General features: G+C 55.3%; 16 protein-coding genes. 9 read left to right on the top strand and 7 right to left on the bottom strand.

Going from position 1 to position 18,646, the window contains the following annotated elements; all coding sequences use genetic code 11:
- Positions 1-71: 71 nt before the first annotated feature.
- From H7F08_RS05155 to def, 6 genes are read right to left on the bottom strand one after another with little or no spacing between them, the layout of a single operon-like run.
- Positions 72-1,475, bottom strand: coding sequence for a sigma-54-dependent transcriptional regulator (locus H7F08_RS05155; protein WP_010640895.1), 1,404 nt, complete (start codon positions 1,473-1,475; stop codon positions 72-74).
- A gap of 21 nt (positions 1,476-1,496) precedes the next feature.
- Positions 1,497-3,710, bottom strand: coding sequence for a sensor histidine kinase (locus H7F08_RS05150; RefSeq protein ID WP_031572710.1), 2,214 nt, complete (start codon positions 3,708-3,710; stop codon positions 1,497-1,499).
- Entirely contained in the window at positions 3,680-4,285 is a 606-nt protein-coding gene (locus H7F08_RS05145; RefSeq protein WP_193640026.1) for a DUF4390 domain-containing protein, read from the bottom strand. The genes H7F08_RS05150 and H7F08_RS05145 overlap by 31 nt, the downstream gene beginning before the upstream one ends.
- Positions 4,282-5,580: a 16S rRNA (cytosine(967)-C(5))-methyltransferase RsmB gene (gene rsmB / locus H7F08_RS05140; protein WP_010640900.1), complete on the bottom strand. Its 1,299-nt coding sequence runs from the start codon at positions 5,578-5,580 to the stop codon at positions 4,282-4,284. Before rsmB ends, H7F08_RS05145 begins: the two co-directional genes overlap by 4 nt.
- Positions 5,577-6,512 (bottom strand): methionyl-tRNA formyltransferase, encoded by a 936-nt coding sequence (fmt, locus tag H7F08_RS05135; protein WP_193640025.1) that lies wholly within the window; start codon positions 6,510-6,512, stop codon positions 5,577-5,579. The genes rsmB and fmt overlap by 4 nt, the downstream gene beginning before the upstream one ends.
- Positions 6,505-7,008, bottom strand: coding sequence for a peptide deformylase (gene def, locus H7F08_RS05130; RefSeq protein WP_031572699.1), 504 nt, complete (start codon positions 7,006-7,008; stop codon positions 6,505-6,507). The genes fmt and def overlap by 8 nt, the downstream gene beginning before the upstream one ends.
- Before the next feature lie 90 nt (positions 7,009-7,098).
- Between def and H7F08_RS05125 the strand changes: the two genes are divergently transcribed.
- Genes H7F08_RS05125 through H7F08_RS05085 form a run of 9 tightly spaced genes read left to right on the top strand, consistent with a single transcriptional unit; the run spans position 7,099 to position 14,834 of the window.
- Positions 7,099-8,166, top strand: a complete 1,068-nt coding sequence (locus H7F08_RS05125) for a LysM peptidoglycan-binding domain-containing protein (protein ID WP_193640024.1) — start codon at positions 7,099-7,101, stop codon at positions 8,164-8,166.
- The gene (dprA, locus tag H7F08_RS05120; protein ID WP_193640023.1) at positions 8,166-9,263 is read left to right on the top strand and encodes a DNA-processing protein DprA; all 1,098 of its coding nucleotides are present in this window, start codon (positions 8,166-8,168) and stop codon (positions 9,261-9,263) included. The genes H7F08_RS05125 and dprA overlap by 1 nt, the downstream gene beginning before the upstream one ends.
- 10 nt (positions 9,264-9,273) lie before the next feature.
- A complete protein-coding gene (locus H7F08_RS05115) occupies positions 9,274-9,711 on the top strand; it encodes a DUF494 domain-containing protein (protein ID WP_024894351.1) in 438 nt (145 codons plus the stop codon).
- Between the two features lie 3 nt (positions 9,712-9,714).
- Complete coding sequence (gene topA, locus H7F08_RS05110) at positions 9,715-12,234, top strand: type I DNA topoisomerase (RefSeq protein WP_193640022.1); 2,520 nt, start codon at positions 9,715-9,717, stop codon at positions 12,232-12,234.
- Positions 12,231-12,557 carry a ferredoxin FdxA gene (fdxA, locus tag H7F08_RS05105; RefSeq protein WP_193640021.1) on the top strand — a complete coding sequence of 109 codons (327 nt, stop codon included), beginning with the start codon at positions 12,231-12,233 and terminating at the stop codon, positions 12,555-12,557. Before topA ends, fdxA begins: the two co-directional genes overlap by 4 nt.
- A 30-nt stretch (positions 12,558-12,587) precedes the next feature.
- Complete coding sequence (minC, locus tag H7F08_RS05100) at positions 12,588-13,331, top strand: septum site-determining protein MinC (protein ID WP_193640020.1); 744 nt, start codon at positions 12,588-12,590, stop codon at positions 13,329-13,331.
- Positions 13,332-13,349: 18 nt separating this feature from the next.
- Positions 13,350-14,159, top strand: a complete 810-nt coding sequence (minD, locus tag H7F08_RS05095) for a septum site-determining protein MinD (RefSeq protein WP_193640019.1) — start codon at positions 13,350-13,352, stop codon at positions 14,157-14,159.
- A 1-nt stretch (position 14,160) separates the two neighbouring features.
- Positions 14,161-14,412 (top strand): cell division topological specificity factor MinE, encoded by a 252-nt coding sequence (gene minE / locus H7F08_RS05090; protein ID WP_010640915.1) that lies wholly within the window; start codon positions 14,161-14,163, stop codon positions 14,410-14,412.
- Positions 14,413-14,453: 41 nt separating this feature from the next.
- Positions 14,454-14,834: a DUF805 domain-containing protein gene (locus H7F08_RS05085; protein ID WP_215866812.1), complete on the top strand. Its 381-nt coding sequence runs from the start codon at positions 14,454-14,456 to the stop codon at positions 14,832-14,834.
- Positions 14,835-15,148: 314 nt separating this feature from the next.
- Here the strand turns inward: H7F08_RS05085 and H7F08_RS05080 are convergent, their stop codons facing one another.
- Positions 15,149-18,637, bottom strand: coding sequence for an FAD-dependent oxidoreductase (locus H7F08_RS05080; RefSeq protein WP_193640018.1), 3,489 nt, complete (start codon positions 18,635-18,637; stop codon positions 15,149-15,151).
- Between the last annotated feature and the right edge of the window lie 9 nt (positions 18,638-18,646).

The raw sequence follows: 18,646 nt of genomic DNA, 5'->3' as shown, positions 1-18,646 counted from the left end.
GCTAAAAATATTGCGCCCACTCTAAGCAGGATCACAGGAATCCGCAATAGAGCGGGTTTTTGGTATTGAATTCAATCCTCTTCTTCGCCGTCTTCGCCAACTCTTCTTTCGCCCTTGAGGGCAATGCTGAGATTTTTCAGCTTACGATACAGATGGGTACGTTCAAGCCCGACGATTTCAGCGGTGCGGGCAATATTCCAGTCATTGCGCGCCAGATGATACTCAAGAAAAGCCCGTTCAAAGCGTTCGCGGGCCCGTTTGAGGGTGCCGCCGAAGTCGTCCTCGTCGAAGTTGCTGTTGGCGAGAGCCATGCGGTTATCCAGACCCAGCGCGCCTTCGATTTCTGCCGCGCTGATTTCCGGACCTTCAGCCAGAATCAGCAGGCGTTCCACCAGATTTTGCAGTTCGCGAACATTCCCCGGCCAGGGATAGTGGTTGAGAACATCCATGCTGTCCGGCGCAAAACGGCGGCCGGGCAGACCATCCCGGGCACCATAAAAACGCACAAATTCTTCAATGAGTACCGGGATATCCGCCGTTCGCGCCGCCAAGGGCGGGACCCGCAAGGGCAAGGCACTCAGCCGATAGTACAGGTCACTGCGAAACTGGCCGTTTTGTACAGCCTGGGATAAATCATGGGCACTGCCGGCAATGACCCGCACATCGACCGGCACGGGGGTACTGCCCCCCACCCGGATGATGCGTTTTTCCTGCAAGGCTGAAAACAGACGGGCCTGGGTTTCCAGATCCATATCGGCTATTTCGTCGATGAACAGAGTCCCGCCATGGGCGACTTCCAGACGTCCACGGATGAGTTTGCCCTGGGTTTCATTACCAAAAAGTTCCGTAGCCACATTGGGCCGGGCAATGGCGGCAGCACGCAGGTCCACAAAAGGCCCCTGTGCCCGACGGCTCTGCCGGTGCAGATAACGGGCCGCAACTTCCTTGCCGCTTCCCGCTTCGCCGAGCAACAGGGCCCAGGAGTCTACCGCAGCGACCCGGGTGAGCTGTTCCCGAAACTGACGAATGGCCGGACTATCCCCACTGGGCCGTTCTACCCAGCCGGTTTGGGCACGCAGGTCGCGATTTTCGCGCTGCAGGCGGCTGGCCTCCAGGGCGTGGGCAACCGTCAGCAGGGTTTTGTCCAAAGACAGCGGCTTTTCGACAAAATCATAAGCACCCAGCTTGGTGGCCTGGACGGCGGTTTCAATGGTGGCGTGTCCGGACATCATCACCACGGGCTGCTCCAGACCCGCATCCGCCCAGCGCCGCAACAAGGTGATGCCATCTTCACCGGGCATCCAGATATCCAGCAGGACCAGATCCACCATCTGGTCGCGCAGAAATTCCTCTGCCGCCGCCGCACTCCCTGCCGTTTGTACCTGATACCCTTCATCTTCGAGAATATCCGCCAGGGTCTGGCAGATATCGGGTTCATCATCGACGATCAGAATCTTCAATCTTGCCGCTTCCATGCCACCTCCAGAAAGTCCCGGTCAACCCAGGGGGAAATCCATCACAATCCGCGCGCCACCATTAACGCCCTGATTATCGGCAATAATCACTCCGCCATGCTCTTCGACAATGCGGCGGACAATGGCCAGGCCCAAGCCCGAACCTTTGACCTTGCTGGTCACATAGGGCTCAAATACCCGGGCCAGGAGTTCTGCCGGAAAACCAGGACCGTCATCCATTACGCTCAACTCTAGCATCTTTGCCGAGCCGCTGTCCGTCAAGCCGGTGCGAATCAGAATATGTTTTCCGGCAGGACTTTGTTCCGTACCTTGCAGGGCATCCATGGCGTTACGCAGTAAATTGTTGAGAATCTGGCGCAGGCGATGCACATCCGCGCGAATACTGGGCAGATCCGCAGCCAGCTCCGCACGGATTTCAATACCATTTTCCTGCCCTCGATAGAGGTCCAGAACATCGAGAATCAAAGGATTGATCTCCAGCGGCCGAAGCTCGATTTGCGGTTGCCGGGCATACTCGGAGAAAGCATCTACCAGCACTTTCAGGGCATCCACCTGATGAATAATGGTTCGCGTCGCCCGATCCAGGGTTTCACCTTCATCACCCAGACGCTCCAGATATTTGCGGCGCAGGCGTTCGGCTGAAAGCTGGATGGGCGTCAGCGGATTTTTGATTTCATGGGCCAGACGGCGGGCTACCTCGCTCCAGGCGGCGCTGCGCTGGGCGGAAACCAGGGTGCTGATGTCATCAAACACCAGAACAAAGCCCTTGCTGCCCGCTTCGTCGGCAAATTGCGCACCGTGTACGATCAGGGTTTGCGGTCCATCACTGCGTTCCAGCTGCAGCTCTTTTTGCATGCCGGTGCGGGGATGTTCCACCCACTCGGTCACCAGCTTCCAGAGCGGTTCGAGAACGGCCCCGTCCTGCAGTTCTTGCAAAGCCCGGCCCTTGGGTAAATCTTCCTGCAGAATCTGGACAGCTGCCGCATTGATTTCTGCCAGACAATGCTCGCCATCAAAGGTGAGAATGCCGCTGGATAATTGTCCCAACATGGTTTCCAGATAGAGCCGGCGCTGCTCTGCCTGCTCCTGAGCGGCGGCCGCCTGCTGTTTGGCGCGGGCAAGCTGGCGCGTCATATTGTTGAAGGAGTGCAGCAAAACGCCCAACTCATCCTGACTGGCAATGGTTTGCAGGGGGATAAATTCGCCCCGGGCTACGGCCTGGGTGCCTGCAGCCAGCCGGGCAATAGGGGCCGTCAGCCGCCGGGCCAGATGCAGCCCCATCCACACCGCAGACAAAACCGCCAGGAGCAGCGCTACGGCCAGACTGAGCTGAAAAGCCGTTTTCATGGGCTCACGCATCAGCATGAGCTGATGGTACCGGGTATAAGCCACCTGTACGGCTTCTGCCGCCTTGGTAAGCTGTTCGGGAATGGGCTGCTCCACATAGAGCATGCGGTTACTTTCACCCAGATGCGGGCTCAGAACGGGAATCAGCGCCTTGACCAGCAGGCTGCCATCGGCTTCCGGTTCAATATTTGCGGTAGGGTGTCCTTCTTCCATGGACAGAATTTCCTGACGCGGCAGACGCGGTGCCAGGGCCAGATTATTACTGCTGGTGGCAATAATCCGGTTATTACTGGAAAACAGGGTGACGCTGCTCAAATGGTACTGATCACGCAAGGCAATGACGGTGAGGATGGCGTTACTGTCTGATTCACCCACCAAAGCCTGGGCGATGCTCTCGGCGGCAAGCAGCGTCGAATTGCGATAACGGTCAATGCCGGCCTTGGCTACATTCAAAGCCTGGTCCAGAGCACTTTGCACGGCCGAACTGAACCAGGAATCGACCCCCCGATTCAGGTACTGCCAGGAAAACCCGAAAACCACGGCCGCAGGCAGAAAACTCAACAAGGTGATGATGATCACCAAACGCGTGGCGAGCTGACTGCCTACTTCTCCCCGACGCAGCCGGACCAATAGCGCCACCACGGAAACCAGCACCAAAACCAGCAAAAAAAGGACGATGCCTGCTGAAATGACCAGCATAGGGACAAAATAGCGGCTTAGGGGTCCGCCCGCGCTGGTAAAAAAATTGATCGCCAGAAAGCCTAAAATGGCCAGAAGCAATAAAATGGCGCCCCAGCGGGGGCCAACCTTCTGGCGCTCCGGTGCAGCGCCGGCACTCAGGGCGCGTAACCAGTTTCTCAGTTTGAAAGGAGCGCGCTGACGGTCCATGGGGACTCCAGTTTCCAGTGATCGAGCAATGCACGCAGGCGCAGAGGGACGGGCAGCGCCTGTATATCCACATAAACCCGCAGCGCTACCCGTCCCCGTGCCGCGCCCTGTTGCAAAGGCAATTCGAAATCATGAATCTGCTTCAAGACGCTGACAACATCCTGCCAATGATTGAATAAGCGCAGGGTGCCTGCTGCATTTTTCAGTGCGTATTGGTTGGTCAGCGGATAATAGTGAATTTGCCAGCGGGTTTCTTTTTGCACATGGGTGCCCAGACCGGTAATAAAGGAAAATGGTTCGGGTTCCCGCCATTCCGCTTTCACGACCCAGATCAGGGTCTGGCCCTGATCGAGAATTTCCTGCAGCAGGTCTTCTTTAGTGATTTGCACCTGAGCATTGATTTTCACCCGGTTCATTTCCGGCGCGACCTGTAACTGTTCCACGTGAAACGCGGTACCTGCCAAAGCCCAGCCAGAACCCACAAAACACCACAAGACCAGGATCAGGCCCAGCAAAACCGCGCCGCGCTTGCGCATCATGCCACCCGCTTGCGCAAAAACCGGCACAGAGGTCATTCAGCTTTCACCAGGAGGGCATAGTAAAAACCATCCATGTCGTTCTGACCCGGCAAATGTTGTCCGGTGAGGGGATGGGCCTGCTGGCGGGCATCCTCGTGGCGTGCCAGAAACGCCCGAATCTGCAACAGATTTTCTTCGGGCAGAATCGAACAGGTCGCATAAAGAAGACGACCGCCGGGGCGCAAACAACCCCATAATGCCTCCAGAAGGCGTTGCTGTTGGGCCACGGCCTGCTGGACATCTTCGGCTTGACGGCGCAGGCGGATATCGGGATGCCGGCGAATGACGCCAACGCCCGTACAGGGCGCATCCAGGAGAATGGCGTCATATGGTTCACCATTCCACCAGCTTTCCGGATCACCGGCATCGGCAGCCTGCAGATGGGCAATAGCCCCCTGCCGGAATAGCGCTTCCCGTAATTTCTGGAGACGTTCTGCAGAGCGGTCCAAGGCATCCAGACGGCGTGCGCCCAATGCCCAAAGATGCGCAGTTTTTCCTCCCGGTGCGGCACAAGCATCCAGTATTCGTTCTTCGGATTGGGGAGCCAGAATGTGCGCGGCCATCTGGGCTGCCGCATCCTGCACGGCCACCCAGCCCGCGTCCCAACCCGGAAGCGTGGCGACCGGAATGCTTTCGGGAAGACAAAGAGCGGCGTCACTCCAGTCCACTCCATGACAGGACAAACCTTGTGCCAGCAGCAACTCGCGGTAGTTTTCGGGGCTGACCCGCTGCGTATTGACGCGCAGCCAGAGGGGTGCGGGACGATTGTTGGCGGCGGCTATGGCTGACCATTCTTCCGGATAGGCTTCCCTGAGGCGCGCGGCCAGCCAGGCCGGATGACTCAGATCAGGATCCGCTAGTTGCGCTTCCAGGGCTTCACGTTCACGCAGAAAGCGGCGCAAAACCGCATTCATCAGACCCTTAGCCCAGGTTTTCTGGAGTGTTTCAACCATCTCCACCCAATCGTTCACCACCGCAAAAGCGGGGCGCTGTCCATGCCGCAATTCAAAAAGTGCCAGATGCAGAAGAAAACCCAGATTCTGGTCTTCTTCCCGCCAGCTTTTGCGCAGCAGTAATCCGGATAATTTCTGCAGTAACAAATATTCCCGCAAGGTTCCCAGCACCAGCCACTGCAATGTGGCGCGCTCCGGGCCGCTGACTGTCGTAGCGGCCAGGGCCTGATCGACTTTTTCTCCTTCATCCACGGCTTGCAATACCTTGATGGCCGCTTGCCGCAGCAGGGTTCCGCCGGGCATGCCGGGGCTTCCCTGGTGATTTGGTTTTTTACTCATCCCAACTTTTCTCCCTGCACAGGATGATATCCACGGATGAAATCTCCCGCGCTGAGTTTTCCCTTGCCCGCCGGTTGCAAAAGCAACAATTCGAGTTGCCCGTCACCACAGGCTACCGTGAAACTCTCCTTGTGGATGGCGGTGATGCTTCCTGGCGCAATATCCACCGTTGCCGCTATCGGTCTGACTTGCCAGACGCGCAATCCTTTCTCCCGAAACAGCGTATGCGCAATGGGGCTGGGATTAAAGGCGCGCACCTGACGGTCCAGCATTGCAGCGGGAAGCTGCCAGTCCAGCAAGGCTTCTTCTTTCTTCAGCTTACGCGCGTAGCTTACCCGGCTTTCATCCTGAACCAGTGCTGTTGCGGTCCCTGCCCAGAGCGCGTCCAGAGCCTGCCGCAAGGCGGCTTTGCCCAGCAGTGCCAGACGATCATGGAGGCTGGCCGCCGTGTCTTCAGGATTTATGGGACAGGTAAGTACGTTCAGCACCGGTCCGGAATCCAGCCCTGCTTCCATTTGCATAATGGCCACCCCGCTTTCCGCGTCTCCGGCAGCAATGGCGCGGGCAATGGGGGCGGCACCACGCCAGGCGGGTAACAGACTGGCGTGGACATTAATGGCGCCAAGGCGGGGTGTATCGAGAACTGTCTGCGGAAGTATCTGTCCATAGGCCACGACAATCAGGAGATCCGGCTGCAGGCTGCGCAATAAATCCAGAGCCTCGGGAGTTTTGCAGGACTCCGGCTGAAAAACCGGAATACCCGCCTCCCTGGCCAATTGCTTGACCGGGCTTTCCTGCAGATGGCGACCGCGCCCGGCAGGACGATCGGGCTGCGTCAACACCCCCACCAGAACCTCTGGACCGGCCAGTAATTCTTCAAGAACGATGCGGGCGAATTCTGGAGTTCCCGCAAAAACAATGCGTTTACTCACCCTGACGCACCCGCTTTTCCGCCTTGCGACGGATCAGATTCTGTTTCAGGCGCGACAGATGATCCACAAACAAGGTGCCATTGAGATGATCAATTTCATGCTGAATGCATACCGCCAGCAGGCCATCAGCTTCGAGCTCAATGAGTTTCCCCTGTACGGTCGTTGCCCGCAGGGTAATTTTTTCGGCCCGCCGAACCGTTTCCAGAACCCCGGGAACCGACAGACAACCTTCTTTCATTTCTTCCTCGCCACTATGGGCGATGATTTCGGGGTTCACCAGCACCATCAAATCATTGCGATTTTCAGAAACATCCACGACAATCAGGCGTTGTCCGGCGGCCACCTGAGGAGCCGCCAAACCGATCCCCGGAGCATCGTACATGGTTTCCGCCATGTCATCGGCAAGCTGCTGAACCTTCTTGTCCACCCGGACAATAGGCTGCGCCATATTCTTGAGGCGCTGATCGGGAAATTCGAGTATTTTCAGGAGCGACATTTTTACCACCAAATTAATGAAGGGCTATCCGGCAAAAAACGTATCTTGGACTAATACTATCCCCTGCGGAAGTCCAGCGGAGATCATTACATGTACAAACACATATGGCGCAACCTTGTTTTTACCCTTGGCCTGAGCGCCCTGGCCCCGGTAATGGCCCAGGCGGCGCCTGCCGGTATTCAACTGCGCACACAACAAAGTTATACCGTAAAACCTGGAGATACCCTCTGGGGCATTGCCGGCCATTTTCTGGTTCATCCCTGGCAGTGGCCACAGATATGGCACAAAAATCCCTACATTCAAAACCCCAACCTGATTTATCCCGGCGATCGCATTGTCATCCACTATGGGGCCAATGGTGAACCCGAACTGGGTCTCGCATCGTCTTTCAGTGAAAACGGAAGCAATTTTGTGGAGCTGCGTCCACAAATGTCGAAAGAGGCTGTACCCTCGGTTTCTACTGGTGAAGTGATGCCCTTTCTCGGTACTCCCGGAGTAATCGACAGTAAAAAAGTCTTCGCGCAACTGCCTTATCTGGCTGCAGCCGCCAAGCAAAGACCCACCTATGTGACCGGGGATACGCTCTACACAGTCGGACTGGAAAAAGCCTCTGTTGGCAGCCGCTACCAAGTCGTCACCCTGGGACCGGAGTTATTCCAGGCCAAAACCCATCGTTCTTTAGGCTATGCTCTGGAAGACCTGGGGCAAGTGACGGTCACCCAGAGTGGTCATCACGCTGCGGTGCAAATCACCAAACTCCGCAAAGAAATTGATCTTGGTGCACGCCTGGTACCCGTCGTCACGACGGCAATCCCTCATTATTTTCCCAGTGCACCCCTCCATGCTGTCGCGGGTCATATCATTGGCCAACTGGATGGGAACCCGGCGCTGACCGTCGGTCAGGTAGTCATCATTGATCAGGGTGCCCGGGATGATCTCAAGCCCGGTAATATCCTGCAGATCCAGCGTAGCGGGGTAACGACCAATGCGGTTACCGGCAAGGCCTTTACACTGCCGGACCAAACCATCGGCGATATCATGGTGTTCCGGGTTTTCCCCTCGGTTTCCTATGCAGTCATCACCATGGCCAGTCGGAGCATCCGCCTGGGGGATGCAATTCACAGTCCTGCCTCAGCCGATGGCACTGTGCAAAAATAATGTCTGATGCCGCCTGGCTGGCACTTTGCCGAATTAACGGTTTGGGGCCACAGCGGCAACAGGCTTTACTGGAGCGATTTAGCCATGCCGCCGCCTGCTTTCAAACGGGGGCCGGCCTGTTACAAGACCTCGGTTTGTCCGCAAAGCAAATCCAGGCTCTGCAAAAAGACCCCGAAGACCTTATCCGTCCTGCTGACCGGCGCTGGCTGAATAGTCCCGATACGGATTTATGTCGCTGGACGGATCCCGATTATCCGCCTTTGCTGCGACAAATTCCCGACCCACCGCCCCTGTTATTTATTCGGGGACAGCGTTCCTGTCTGAACCAGCCCATGCTGGCTATTGTCGGCAGCCGCTCGGCAACGGCTGTAGGGGCAGCTACCGCCGAGGCTTTTGCCCGTAGTCTTGGTGAAACCGGGCTGATCATTACCAGTGGCCTGGCCTTGGGCATTGACGCTGCCGCCCATCGCGGTGCACTAGTCAGCGGCACTGTTGCCGTACTGGGCACCGGTGCCGATCTGATTTATCCGCGCACGCATTTACAGTTAGCGCACCAGATTATCGAGCATGGCCTGCTCGTCAGTGAACAGGCCCCGGAAACCGGACCGCATAGTGGCCTGTTTCCACGTCGCAACCGCATCATCAGCGGACTCAGTCTGGGGGTACTGATTGTTGAGGCGGCAGAAAACAGCGGCTCCCTGATTACTGCCCGCCTGGCTATGGAGCAGGGGCGAGAAGTATTTGCGGTACCCGGTTCGATCCACTCACCGCTGTCCCGGGGTCCGCATCGTCTGATTCGTGACGGTGCCAAACTGGTGGAAAGTGCCGAGGATGTGTTGAGCGAGCTGGGGCCGCTATTTGGCGCATTATGCCAGGCCCGACCGGTAACATCAGCGGATCATTGGCGACCTGACGATCCCCATCAGGCGAAAGTCTGGGCGGCAATGGACTTTGATCCGCTGACAGCAGAAGAAATTGCTGCGCGTTGTGGATTGACGCTGGGCGAGCTTTCGGCCATCCTCTTGGAAATGGAAATATCAGGTTACCTCACGGCCAGCCCCGGCGGCCGGTTCTGTCGCCTCCCTCCTGCACCCTGAAGGCTCTGGCATGGAAGACGTCATAGACATAATTACATACCTACTGGATCACCTCGACGACGAAGACGACGCGGTCATTGAAGATCATCTTCGTGCCGTGGGTTTTCCCGACGCGGACATTCAGCGCGCCCTCGACTGGATGGAGGGTTTTGCTGTTGAAGAACAGGAAGATACCAGTCCCCGAGCGCTGCGCGCCTATCATCCCTACGAGCTGCAGAACCTTTCTGTGGCAGCACGCGGTCAACTGCATGACTGGGAACGCCTGGGCGTCATTAACGGCGCCATGCGGGAGCGGATCATTGATCGTTTACTGGCCCTCGACCTTGAGGATATGGATATGGAAACCCTTGACTGGGTTGCCTTCATGGTAATGGCCAACGATCCCGGCCCGGAAGCACTCTGGGTAGACGCCTTACTGGACACAGACGGAACCCGGATACTGCACTGACCTATGGCCCATCAGCTCGTAATTGTCGAATCTCCTGCCAAAGCCAAAACCATCCAGAAATATCTCGGGGATGATTTTGAAGTTCTGGCCTCTTATGGTCACGTTCGTGATCTTCGCCCCAAAGAAGGGGCCGTTGATCCTGAGCAGGATTTTGCCATGCGTTATGAAGCCATCGAGCGCAATGAACGACATGTAGAAGCCATTATCAAGGCATTGCGCAAGGCTGATAAACTATGGCTCGCCACCGATCCGGACCGCGAAGGCGAGGCCATTTCCTGGCATTTGGTAGAACTGCTGCGCGAGCGCAAGCAGTTGGGAAACAAGCCCGCCCAGCGCGTGGTTTTTCACGAAATCACCAAAAAGGCCGTGCAGGAAGCCATTGCCAATCCCCGTGAAATCGCCATGGATCTGGTCAATGCCCAACAGGCCCGGCGCGCCCTGGACTATCTGGTGGGCTTCAATTTGTCACCGCTGCTGTGGCGCAAAGTGCGTCCCGGCCTTTCTGCCGGTCGGGTGCAAAGCGCCGCCCTGCGTCTGATCTGCGAGCGGGAAGACGAAATTGAAGCATTTGTCAGCCAGGAATATTGGACGATTGCGGCACGCCTGCTGCACGCCGATAGCGAGTTTTCCGGGCGTTTGACGCACTGGCAAAACAAAAAACTGGAACAATTTGATATCAACAATGAAACCCAGGCAGAATCCATACGCAGTAGTATGGAAGCGGATATGCAGCAGCAAGCGCTTCGGGTCCGCGAAGTGGAGCGTAAAAGCCGGCAACGTCAGCCTGCCGCGCCTTTTACAACCTCCACCCTGCAGCAGGAAGCCTCCCGCAAACTGGGTTTCAACGCCAGCCGCACCATGCGCGTCGCCCAGCAGCTTTATGAAGGCATAAACATTGGGAGTGAAACCGTCGGCCTGATCAGTTACATGCGTACGGATGCCGTCAACCTTTCCGAAGAAGCCATTGCCGATATTCGCGGTTTCATCGACGGGCATTATGGTCATGAATTTGTCCCTGAAAGCCCACGTCGTTACAAAACCAAAACCAAAAATGCCCAGGAAGCGCATGAAGCTGTGCGCCCGACGGACATCAGTCGAACGCCGGAAATGCTGCAGGGTATTCTCGAAAAGGATTTGTGGCGGCTATATGATCTGATCTGGAAACGCAGCGTCGCCTGTCAGATGGCTCCGGCCCGCCTGGATATGGTCGCTGTAGACATGGATGCCGGGACCCACTGGACGCTACGTGCCAACGGTTCGACCGTTACTTTCCCCGGCTTCATGGCGGTTTATCTGGAAGGGAAAGATGATACGGACGAAGATGAAAATAATCGTATTCTCCCGCCTCTGGAACAAGGCGACCAGCCGCAGGTCCAGGGCGTAGATCCGGAACAGCATTTTACCGAACCGCCACCCCGCTACAGTGATGCGACGCTGGTAAAAACTCTGGAAGCCCATGGCATCGGGAGGCCCTCTACTTACGCCAGCATTATTCAGACCCTGCAAAATCGCGAATATGTAGAAACGGAACAACGTCGCTTTAGGCCCACCGATCTGGGCAGAGTCGTTGGACGCTTTCTGTCCAATCATTTTGAGCGTTATGTGGACTACAACTTTACCGCAGGTATGGAAGATGAGCTGGATGCCATCTCCCGTGGCGAAAAGCAATGGCGGCCGGTACTGAACGAATTTTGGGGACCATTTCGCTCCTTGCTGGATGAAAAAGCCAACGTCAGTCGCGCCGAAGCCACCAGCGAAGCCATGGACGAAAATTGTCCTGAATGTGGAAAGCCACTATTTCTGCGCCTTGGACGGCATGGTCGTTTTGTCGCCTGTTCAGGATACCCCGAATGCAAATACACCCGTCCTGTGGACGGACCCCGGGAAGCCCCTGAACCCGTTGGACGCGACTGTCCCGACTGCGGAAAACCTCTGGTGTATAAAACCGGGCGCTACGGGCGCTTTATTTCCTGTAGTGGTTATCCGGAATGTAAGCACATTGAACCGTTGACCCAGCCCAAGTCTTCCGGCGTCACCTGTCCGCAATGTGGAGAAGGCGAACTGGTAGAAAAGCGCAGCCGTTATGGCAAAGTATTTTATTCCTGCAATACTTATCCAAAATGCACTTACGCCGTCTGGGGACCACCGGTTGCCAAAGCCTGTCCACGTTGTGCCTGGCCGATCATGATTGAAAAAAGTGGAAAACGACTGGGAGAACAACTTGCCTGTCCTCAGCAAGAATGTGGATTCCATTTTCAGGTGACTGCCAGTGAAGCAGAAATTGCAGCACTGCTGGTTGACTATACGCCGCCTCCTCCCCGGGAAAAACGCGCCGCGCCCGCCAAAGCTCCGGCGCGCAACGCCGCCAGCAAAACAGTGAAAAGTCCCGCTAAAAAGACCACAAAAACGGCTTCTGCAAAGAAAACCACAGCCAAAAAAACCACCAAGGCCTCAACAACTACCGTCGACAAACCCGCGCCCGCAGCACGCAAGCGCGCCAGTAAAAAAGTAGACAACCCATGACTTACGTCGTTACCGAAAACTGTATCCAGTGCAAATACACCGATTGCGCAGAAGTGTGTCCTGTTGAATGCTTTCATGAAGGCCCCAATTTTCTAGTTATTGATCCTGACGAATGTATTGACTGCGCCGCCTGTATTCCCGAATGCCCGGCAGATGCCATTTTTGCCGAAGACGAGGTGCCGGAAGGCCAGCGCGACTTCACCGCCATAAATGCTGAACTCACCAAAAAATGGCCTGTCATTTTGCGCAAGAAAAGTGCTCTACCCGATGCAGAAACCTGGAACGGCAAAACGGATAAACGCCCACTGCTGAAAGAAAACTGATCGGAGATCATGAAATGTTTCACGTGAAACATGTCTGCTAAAAAAACAGAAGCGGGCTCTCCCGAATTTTCCCCCTTACGCTTGAGTGGAAGCGTCTTTACACTTTCTGTTTTACAGTTGGAAAGTAATGACCCGGCCTTGCTCAAGGCGCGCATTGACGAAGAACACCGCCGTCATCCTGCTGCTGCGGCATTCCATCAGGAATCACCGCTGGTCTTGGATCTGAGCGGCATTCCTGAAGAAGCCCCACTGGCTCTCGAAAAAATCATCACGGTATTAAGGGCTGCAGGCTGGCTGCCCGTAGGCATTCGCAATGCCGCAACAACCCATCAGCTGCTGGCTACATCCCTTCACCTTCCGCTATTGCGTGGACAAGCCCAGCGCACTCCGGCAAAACCCGAAGCAACCTTAAGCCAGCCGTCCACTGCTCCCAGCCCAGCACCATCTGCCGGCCTGCTGATTGAACACCCGGTGCGCAGTGGGCAACGAAATTACGCGCGTAATGGCGATCTGGTCTGTATGGCAACCGTCAACGCCGGAGCGGAAATCATCGCTGACCGCAACATTCATGTTTACGGACCGCTGCGAGGTCGCGCTTTGGCCGGAGTCAACGGAGATGAAAATGCCCGTATATTTTGCATGGCACTGGAGGCAGAACTGGTTTCCATCGCAGGATTATATCGGACCCTCGAACCGGACCACCCCCTTTGGGGAAAGCCTGCGCAGGTTTACAGCCGGGACGAGCAACTGCATATTACCCCCTTAAATTCATAATGATCCGGAGAAAAAAACGTGGCCAAAATAATCGTCATAACTTCAGGAAAAGGTGGCGTCGGCAAAACCACCACCAGCGCAGCTTTTGCCAGCGGCCTCGCGCTGCGCGGGTATAAAACGGTCGTCATAGATTTTGACGTGGGCTTACGCAATCTTGATCTCATCATGGGTTGCGAGCGTCGGGTAGTTTACGATCTCATCAACGTCATTCAGGGTGAGGCAAAGCTCCAGCAGGCCCTGATCAAGGACAAACACTGCGAAAACCTGTATGTGCTCCCCACCTCACAAACCCGCGATAAGGATGCCTTGACCGTTGAAGGGGTTACTACGGTTATGGACGAACTGCGCAAAGACTTTGATTATATTGTCTGTGATTCGCCGGCTGGCATTGAATCAGGAGCGCTGATGGCCTTGTATCATGCGGATGAGGCGATTGTCGTCACCAACCCGGAAGTTTCTTCAGTACGCGACTCCGATCGGATTCTGGGGATTCTTGCTGCACGCTCACGTCGAGCCGAACAGGGAGAAGAACCCGTCAAGGAACATTTGTTGTTGACCCGTTATTCCGCCAAGCGGGTGGAAGACGGTGAAATGCTTTCCCTGGAAGACATCAAGGAATTATTGAGGACACCACTGCTGGGTGTCATTCCCGAGTCAGAAGTGGTGCTGCAGGCTTCCAACCAGGGTATTCCCGCCGTGCATATGGGAAACACCGATGTGGCTGAAGCCTATAAGGATGTAGTAGCCCGCTTCCTGGGCGAAGAAAAACCCCTCCGATTTATTCAGGCTCCGAAAGTTGGTTTTTTCAAAAAGCTTTTTGGAGGCTGACATGTCCATACTTGATTATATTCTCGGTTCCCGGAAAAAAACGGCCAATGTGGCCAAAGACCGTTTAAAACTTATTCTTGCCCATGAAAGGGAAGAAGGGGGACCTGATTTTTTACCTGCCCTGCAAGAAGAATTACTAACGGTTATCGCCAAGTATATTCCCGTGGATAAAAACAACATCAAGGTCAGTATGGAACGCAAAGGCGACTTTGAGGTGCTGGAGCTGAACATCCTATTTCCTGATCAGCATTAAGTTTTTTACAATAAAACCAACAGGCTAAGGGAGAATAGTGCATGCAGATGGTCAATGCTTATCTGAATGTGGTCAAAAATAATTATTTTCAGTTTCATGGACGAATGGCTCGTGCCGAATTTTGGTGGTTTACCTTGATGAATTTCCTGATAGCCCTCGCACTCACATTTATTGTGCTCTTACTATCTGCCATGAAAAATACAGATCTGGCAATCGCAATCATCGGTATTTATTACCTGGCATTACTGCTGCCTACGCTGGGTGGGCAAATTCGCAGATTGCATGATATTGGGATGTCCGGCTGGTGGATACTCATCAATCTGGTTCCTTATATAGGAGCCATAGCATTGCTGATCATGCTGATACTTCCCAGTAAACCCAGCGGTGAAGTATATGGTCCTTACCATGACAGCATGTCTTAATTAATTGTAGTTTTTGCTTTTTCACCTATTATTTAACCTAAAAGCGGCTCGGGTCAAAGTCGCTGCAAAATACCATCAAGGCCAACTGTCGCTTTTGGCTGTAATTAGCTTTAATCCTAAAAACGGCAGTTGCCGTGGGTGCTTTGCAGCGACTTTTGTTTTGAGCCGTTGTTGTTCTTGGTGAAATCCTGCGCCCGTCAGGAGAGCTGTTTGAGCCCGCAAGGCGAGTTCTCTCCTGACAGCAGGATGAGCCTTAGTACAACAGGCAAGGAACAATGGAGCAAAAAGCACCCACGGCAACTGCCGTTTTTAGGCTAATTACTCTCAGCGCGTAAATGATCCAGCCACTGACTGGATATTCTTTCCAGCAAGCGATTCTGGGTCTGGCGTGCCGTCAGATTATCCAGATCCACCCATGCCAGGGGCTGGTCCTGGCCGGCGCAGGAAAATACCGCTTTGGTCCGTTTGCCGGTTTCCGGATCAATCTGCCACTGCAAACACTGGGCGCAGACGCCTTTGAGCATACACTGCATCGGGCTACCTACTGTGGCTACCGCTTCCAGATCACTGCGGAAATAAGCACTGAGAGATCCTTTCAGGGCCTGCTGAAAGCCTTTTAATAATCCAGTAGAGCCCATGACCATCAAGCGATCCACCTGATCCAAGGCTACCGCCCCCGGCACCGTGCTCTGACCGGGAAGTTCGGCGGCTCCGTAAGCACGTAACAACTCCACCATATCACTGGCTTCGACACTCAAGTCCTGAGGACGATGGGTTGCAATCAGCGGACCACTCCCCGTGCACCAGATAATCTGATCCGCCGCTTCTTCCAGTTCCGCCTGATTATCCAGTTCGCTGGCTTTACCCAAAGCGGCGACATACAGGACCCGATTACCCGCAGCGCGGAGCGCTGGACCGATATCCAGCATGACCGCAGCGCCCCAGCGTCCTGCCACCACCAGAATGGTTTTATTCTGGGGAATATCCGTCGGTGCTCCAGTGGGACCCATTAATATCAAGGGATCACCGGGTTCCAGGCTCCCTACAAGACGCGGCCCGGTTCCCCACTGCAGTACCATCAGACGCACTGCATCCTCTTCAACGCCGGCACCACTGACGGTCAGAACCGGAATCTGCAGGCGGGTATTATTCACAACCGGGCTATGGCTTTCAAAAGTCTGCAGACGGAAAAACTGGCCCGGCCGGAAATTGCGGGCGGCCAGAGGGGCTTTAATCCACATTTCGGTTACCGCCGGATTACTGCGATCCACGCGCAGCACGCGCATGGTCAGCAAATCCCGCAAGTTTTCCTGAAAGTCCGGCAGCTTATGTTGGGTTACCGGAGCGAGGGCGTTAAGACCGTGCACGACCTGCGGATAACTGGCTTTTGCCGAGGCAATGGCCTTGACCACGCTGCCATGAAACACCGGATGGGTATCACCAATGAAACTGACACGATGCGCCTGCTCATCTGTATAGGAAGTAAACGGGCCGGCTTCGGGTGCCTTGCAGTGTTCAGCCACCTGCACAGCCTGAAGAGCACTCTTGCCGTGGGCCACATGGGTCTGAAAATGATCCCCATCCAGCAGCAGGGTACCGGGATACTCTCTTTCATAAATGGTATTCGGTACGGTTCCCGCCGCAATAAACACCGCACGAGCTGGTAAACGCAACTCCTGGTCACTGCTCAGCCAACGACCTTCGGCTTCACGCATCTGCCGGAATACCATGTGGGAGATGTGTCCATAGGTATCCAGTTCGGCACGCTGAGGATCCAGACCCTCTGCGTAATACAGGCCTTCTTCCATGGCCTTGATCAATTCTTCATGGTTGCGCGTATAAGCCGGGGATTGCCGCATACCCTTGCGATAAGCCAGCGTGACCCCGCCCCAGGATTGAATCAGGGGGACAAAATTCGGGGATTCTCCGCTTTCCTGCGCGCGTTTCCTTTCCTGGCGAACGGCGCGCCCGTGGGCAAGAAATTCTTCGAGAATTTCCGTGTCTTCGGCAGAAAGTCCGGCACGCATTTTTTCCTCCCCGCCGCGCTGGGACATCTGCTCATAACGCTCAAGGACTTTTTCAACCTGACGAATGTAATAGGCCTGCACTTCGGTGGCAGTATCCACCGCTGTGAGACCACCACCAATGACCACTGCGGGCAAGCGTACCTGCAAATTGGCGAGACTGCTCTTTTTCCCGGCACCAGTCAGCTGCAGGGCCATGAGGAAATCACTGGCCTGACGCATGCCCCGCGCCAGACTTTCGCCCATAGGAACCACCCTGGGCAAACCCGCACCCGTGGCAATACAGACATGATCAAACCCCAGAGACCAGGCATCTTCCAGGGTGATGGTGCCACCCAAACGCACGCCCCCGAAAATCTGAAAGCCGGGACGCCGGGCTAAAGTCAGATAAATGAGTTTGAGAAAGTTCTTGTCCCAACGCACGGTGATACCATATTCCGCCACCCCGCCAAAACCCAGCAGAATCCGCTCGTCCAGGTCTTCCTGCAAGGTGCTCCAGTCACGAATCGGCGCGGACAGCCAGGCTTCCGGCAGCGGTTCGATTTTCAGTCCATCAATACCCACTACCGCACAGCCTTCCTGCAGCAGGTGTTGAGCCATGGTGAACCCCGCCGGCCCCATGCCTGCCACCAGCACCTTGCGCCCATTATACGGTTGTGCCGCAAATTGAACGGCGCGCAAGGGATTCCAGCGGGTCAGCAAATCATACAGCTCAATCCCCCAGGGGAGGTTGAGGACATCCGTCAAAATGCGGGTTTCAACCTGCGGAATGTTGACCGGGTCCTGCTTCTGGTACACACAGGCTTTCATGCAGTCATTGCAGATGCGATGGCCGGTAGCGGGAACCATGGGATTATCGACCATGGCCATGGCCAATGCCGCCAGATTCAGTCCGTCCCGTTTGAGAATCTGCATTTCCGAAATTTTTTCTTCGAGGGGACAGCCCGTCAGGGTCACGCCCAGAGGATCAACCTTCAGGCCCAGTTCCGGTACCCCTTTTTTCTCGGGGAATCCCCTGGAGCAAAAATCGCCATCATGATCATGACAATAGAGACAATAATGGACTTCGCTCTGCACACTGCGCGGGTCCATGCGCAAATCCGTCAGATGAAAACTGTCGCGGCGACGCAGGGTACCGTCGGGCGCTACAAATGGCGTACCGGGCACCTGATCGAGCTTTTTGAGTGGCACGAGGGCCTCATGATCTACGCGCTGGGGCAAACGGAAGCTCGACCACCCCGTAACCGCCAGAGCTGCCTGGGGGTCCTGAAGAATCAGGGCACACCATTGGGTCAGGCGCTGAATCTCCTCAGCATGGGTATTTTCATCCTTGAGCCAATCTTCACCAAGCCGGGAAATCGCCCACTCACGATCCGTATCGGGCCAGGCGCGTTGGCGTATCTGGCTATCCAGCCATTGATCCAAATCCGCAAAAGTCTCCGGAAATTCTCCGCGATAACGCCGGGCGCGACGCAGCACAAAATGCTTTTTGAATTCCATGACCACATCATGACTGCGGGTTTGTGCCTGTAGTTCGGCCACTTCTTTTTCCAGGGCGAATAAGCGGGTAATAAACTGTTCCACATGGGGAGCCAGGCGCAGCAGAAATTCGCTTTGTGCCTTGCTCGCCGGAAGCAAACCCTGAGCCCGGTAATCATGCAGGGCTTCGGCAAGGGCACTATCTGATTTATTGAGACTCGCAAAAAATTCCTGATCTAGGCGCGCAATGCCCTCATCTGTAAAAAGTTCTTTATATTCAAAACCAACCAAATTCAGCACCCGTATCTC

The sequence above is a fragment of the Acidithiobacillus sp. HP-11 genome, assembly GCF_015100075.1.
GTDB classification, from domain to species: Bacteria; Pseudomonadota; Gammaproteobacteria; order Acidithiobacillales; family Acidithiobacillaceae; genus Acidithiobacillus; species Acidithiobacillus thiooxidans.
This window is presented reverse-complemented; position numbering and strand designations above follow the sequence as displayed.

Coding starts and splice junctions, on each gene's coding strand:
- H7F08_RS05155 (WP_010640895.1), bottom strand. CDS start 1,475: ATGGAAGCGGCAAGATTGAAGATTCTGATCGTCGATGATGAACCCGAT.
- H7F08_RS05150 (WP_031572710.1), bottom strand. CDS start 3,710: ATGGACCGTCAGCGCGCTCCTTTCAAACTGAGAAACTGGTTACGCGCC.
- H7F08_RS05145 (WP_193640026.1), bottom strand. CDS start 4,285: ATGACCTCTGTGCCGGTTTTTGCGCAAGCGGGTGGCATGATGCGCAAG.
- rsmB (WP_010640900.1), bottom strand. CDS start 5,580: ATGAGTAAAAAACCAAATCACCAGGGAAGCCCCGGCATGCCCGGCGGA.
- def (WP_031572699.1), bottom strand. CDS start 7,008: ATGTCGCTCCTGAAAATACTCGAATTTCCCGATCAGCGCCTCAAGAAT.
- H7F08_RS05125 (WP_193640024.1), top strand. CDS start 7,099: ATGTACAAACACATATGGCGCAACCTTGTTTTTACCCTTGGCCTGAGC.
- dprA (WP_193640023.1), top strand. CDS start 8,166: ATGTCTGATGCCGCCTGGCTGGCACTTTGCCGAATTAACGGTTTGGGG.
- H7F08_RS05115 (WP_024894351.1), top strand. CDS start 9,274: ATGGAAGACGTCATAGACATAATTACATACCTACTGGATCACCTCGAC.
- topA (WP_193640022.1), top strand. CDS start 9,715: ATGGCCCATCAGCTCGTAATTGTCGAATCTCCTGCCAAAGCCAAAACC.
- fdxA (WP_193640021.1), top strand. CDS start 12,231: ATGACTTACGTCGTTACCGAAAACTGTATCCAGTGCAAATACACCGAT.
- minC (WP_193640020.1), top strand. CDS start 12,588: ATGTCTGCTAAAAAAACAGAAGCGGGCTCTCCCGAATTTTCCCCCTTA.
- minE (WP_010640915.1), top strand. CDS start 14,161: ATGTCCATACTTGATTATATTCTCGGTTCCCGGAAAAAAACGGCCAAT.
- H7F08_RS05085 (WP_215866812.1), top strand. CDS start 14,454: ATGCAGATGGTCAATGCTTATCTGAATGTGGTCAAAAATAATTATTTT.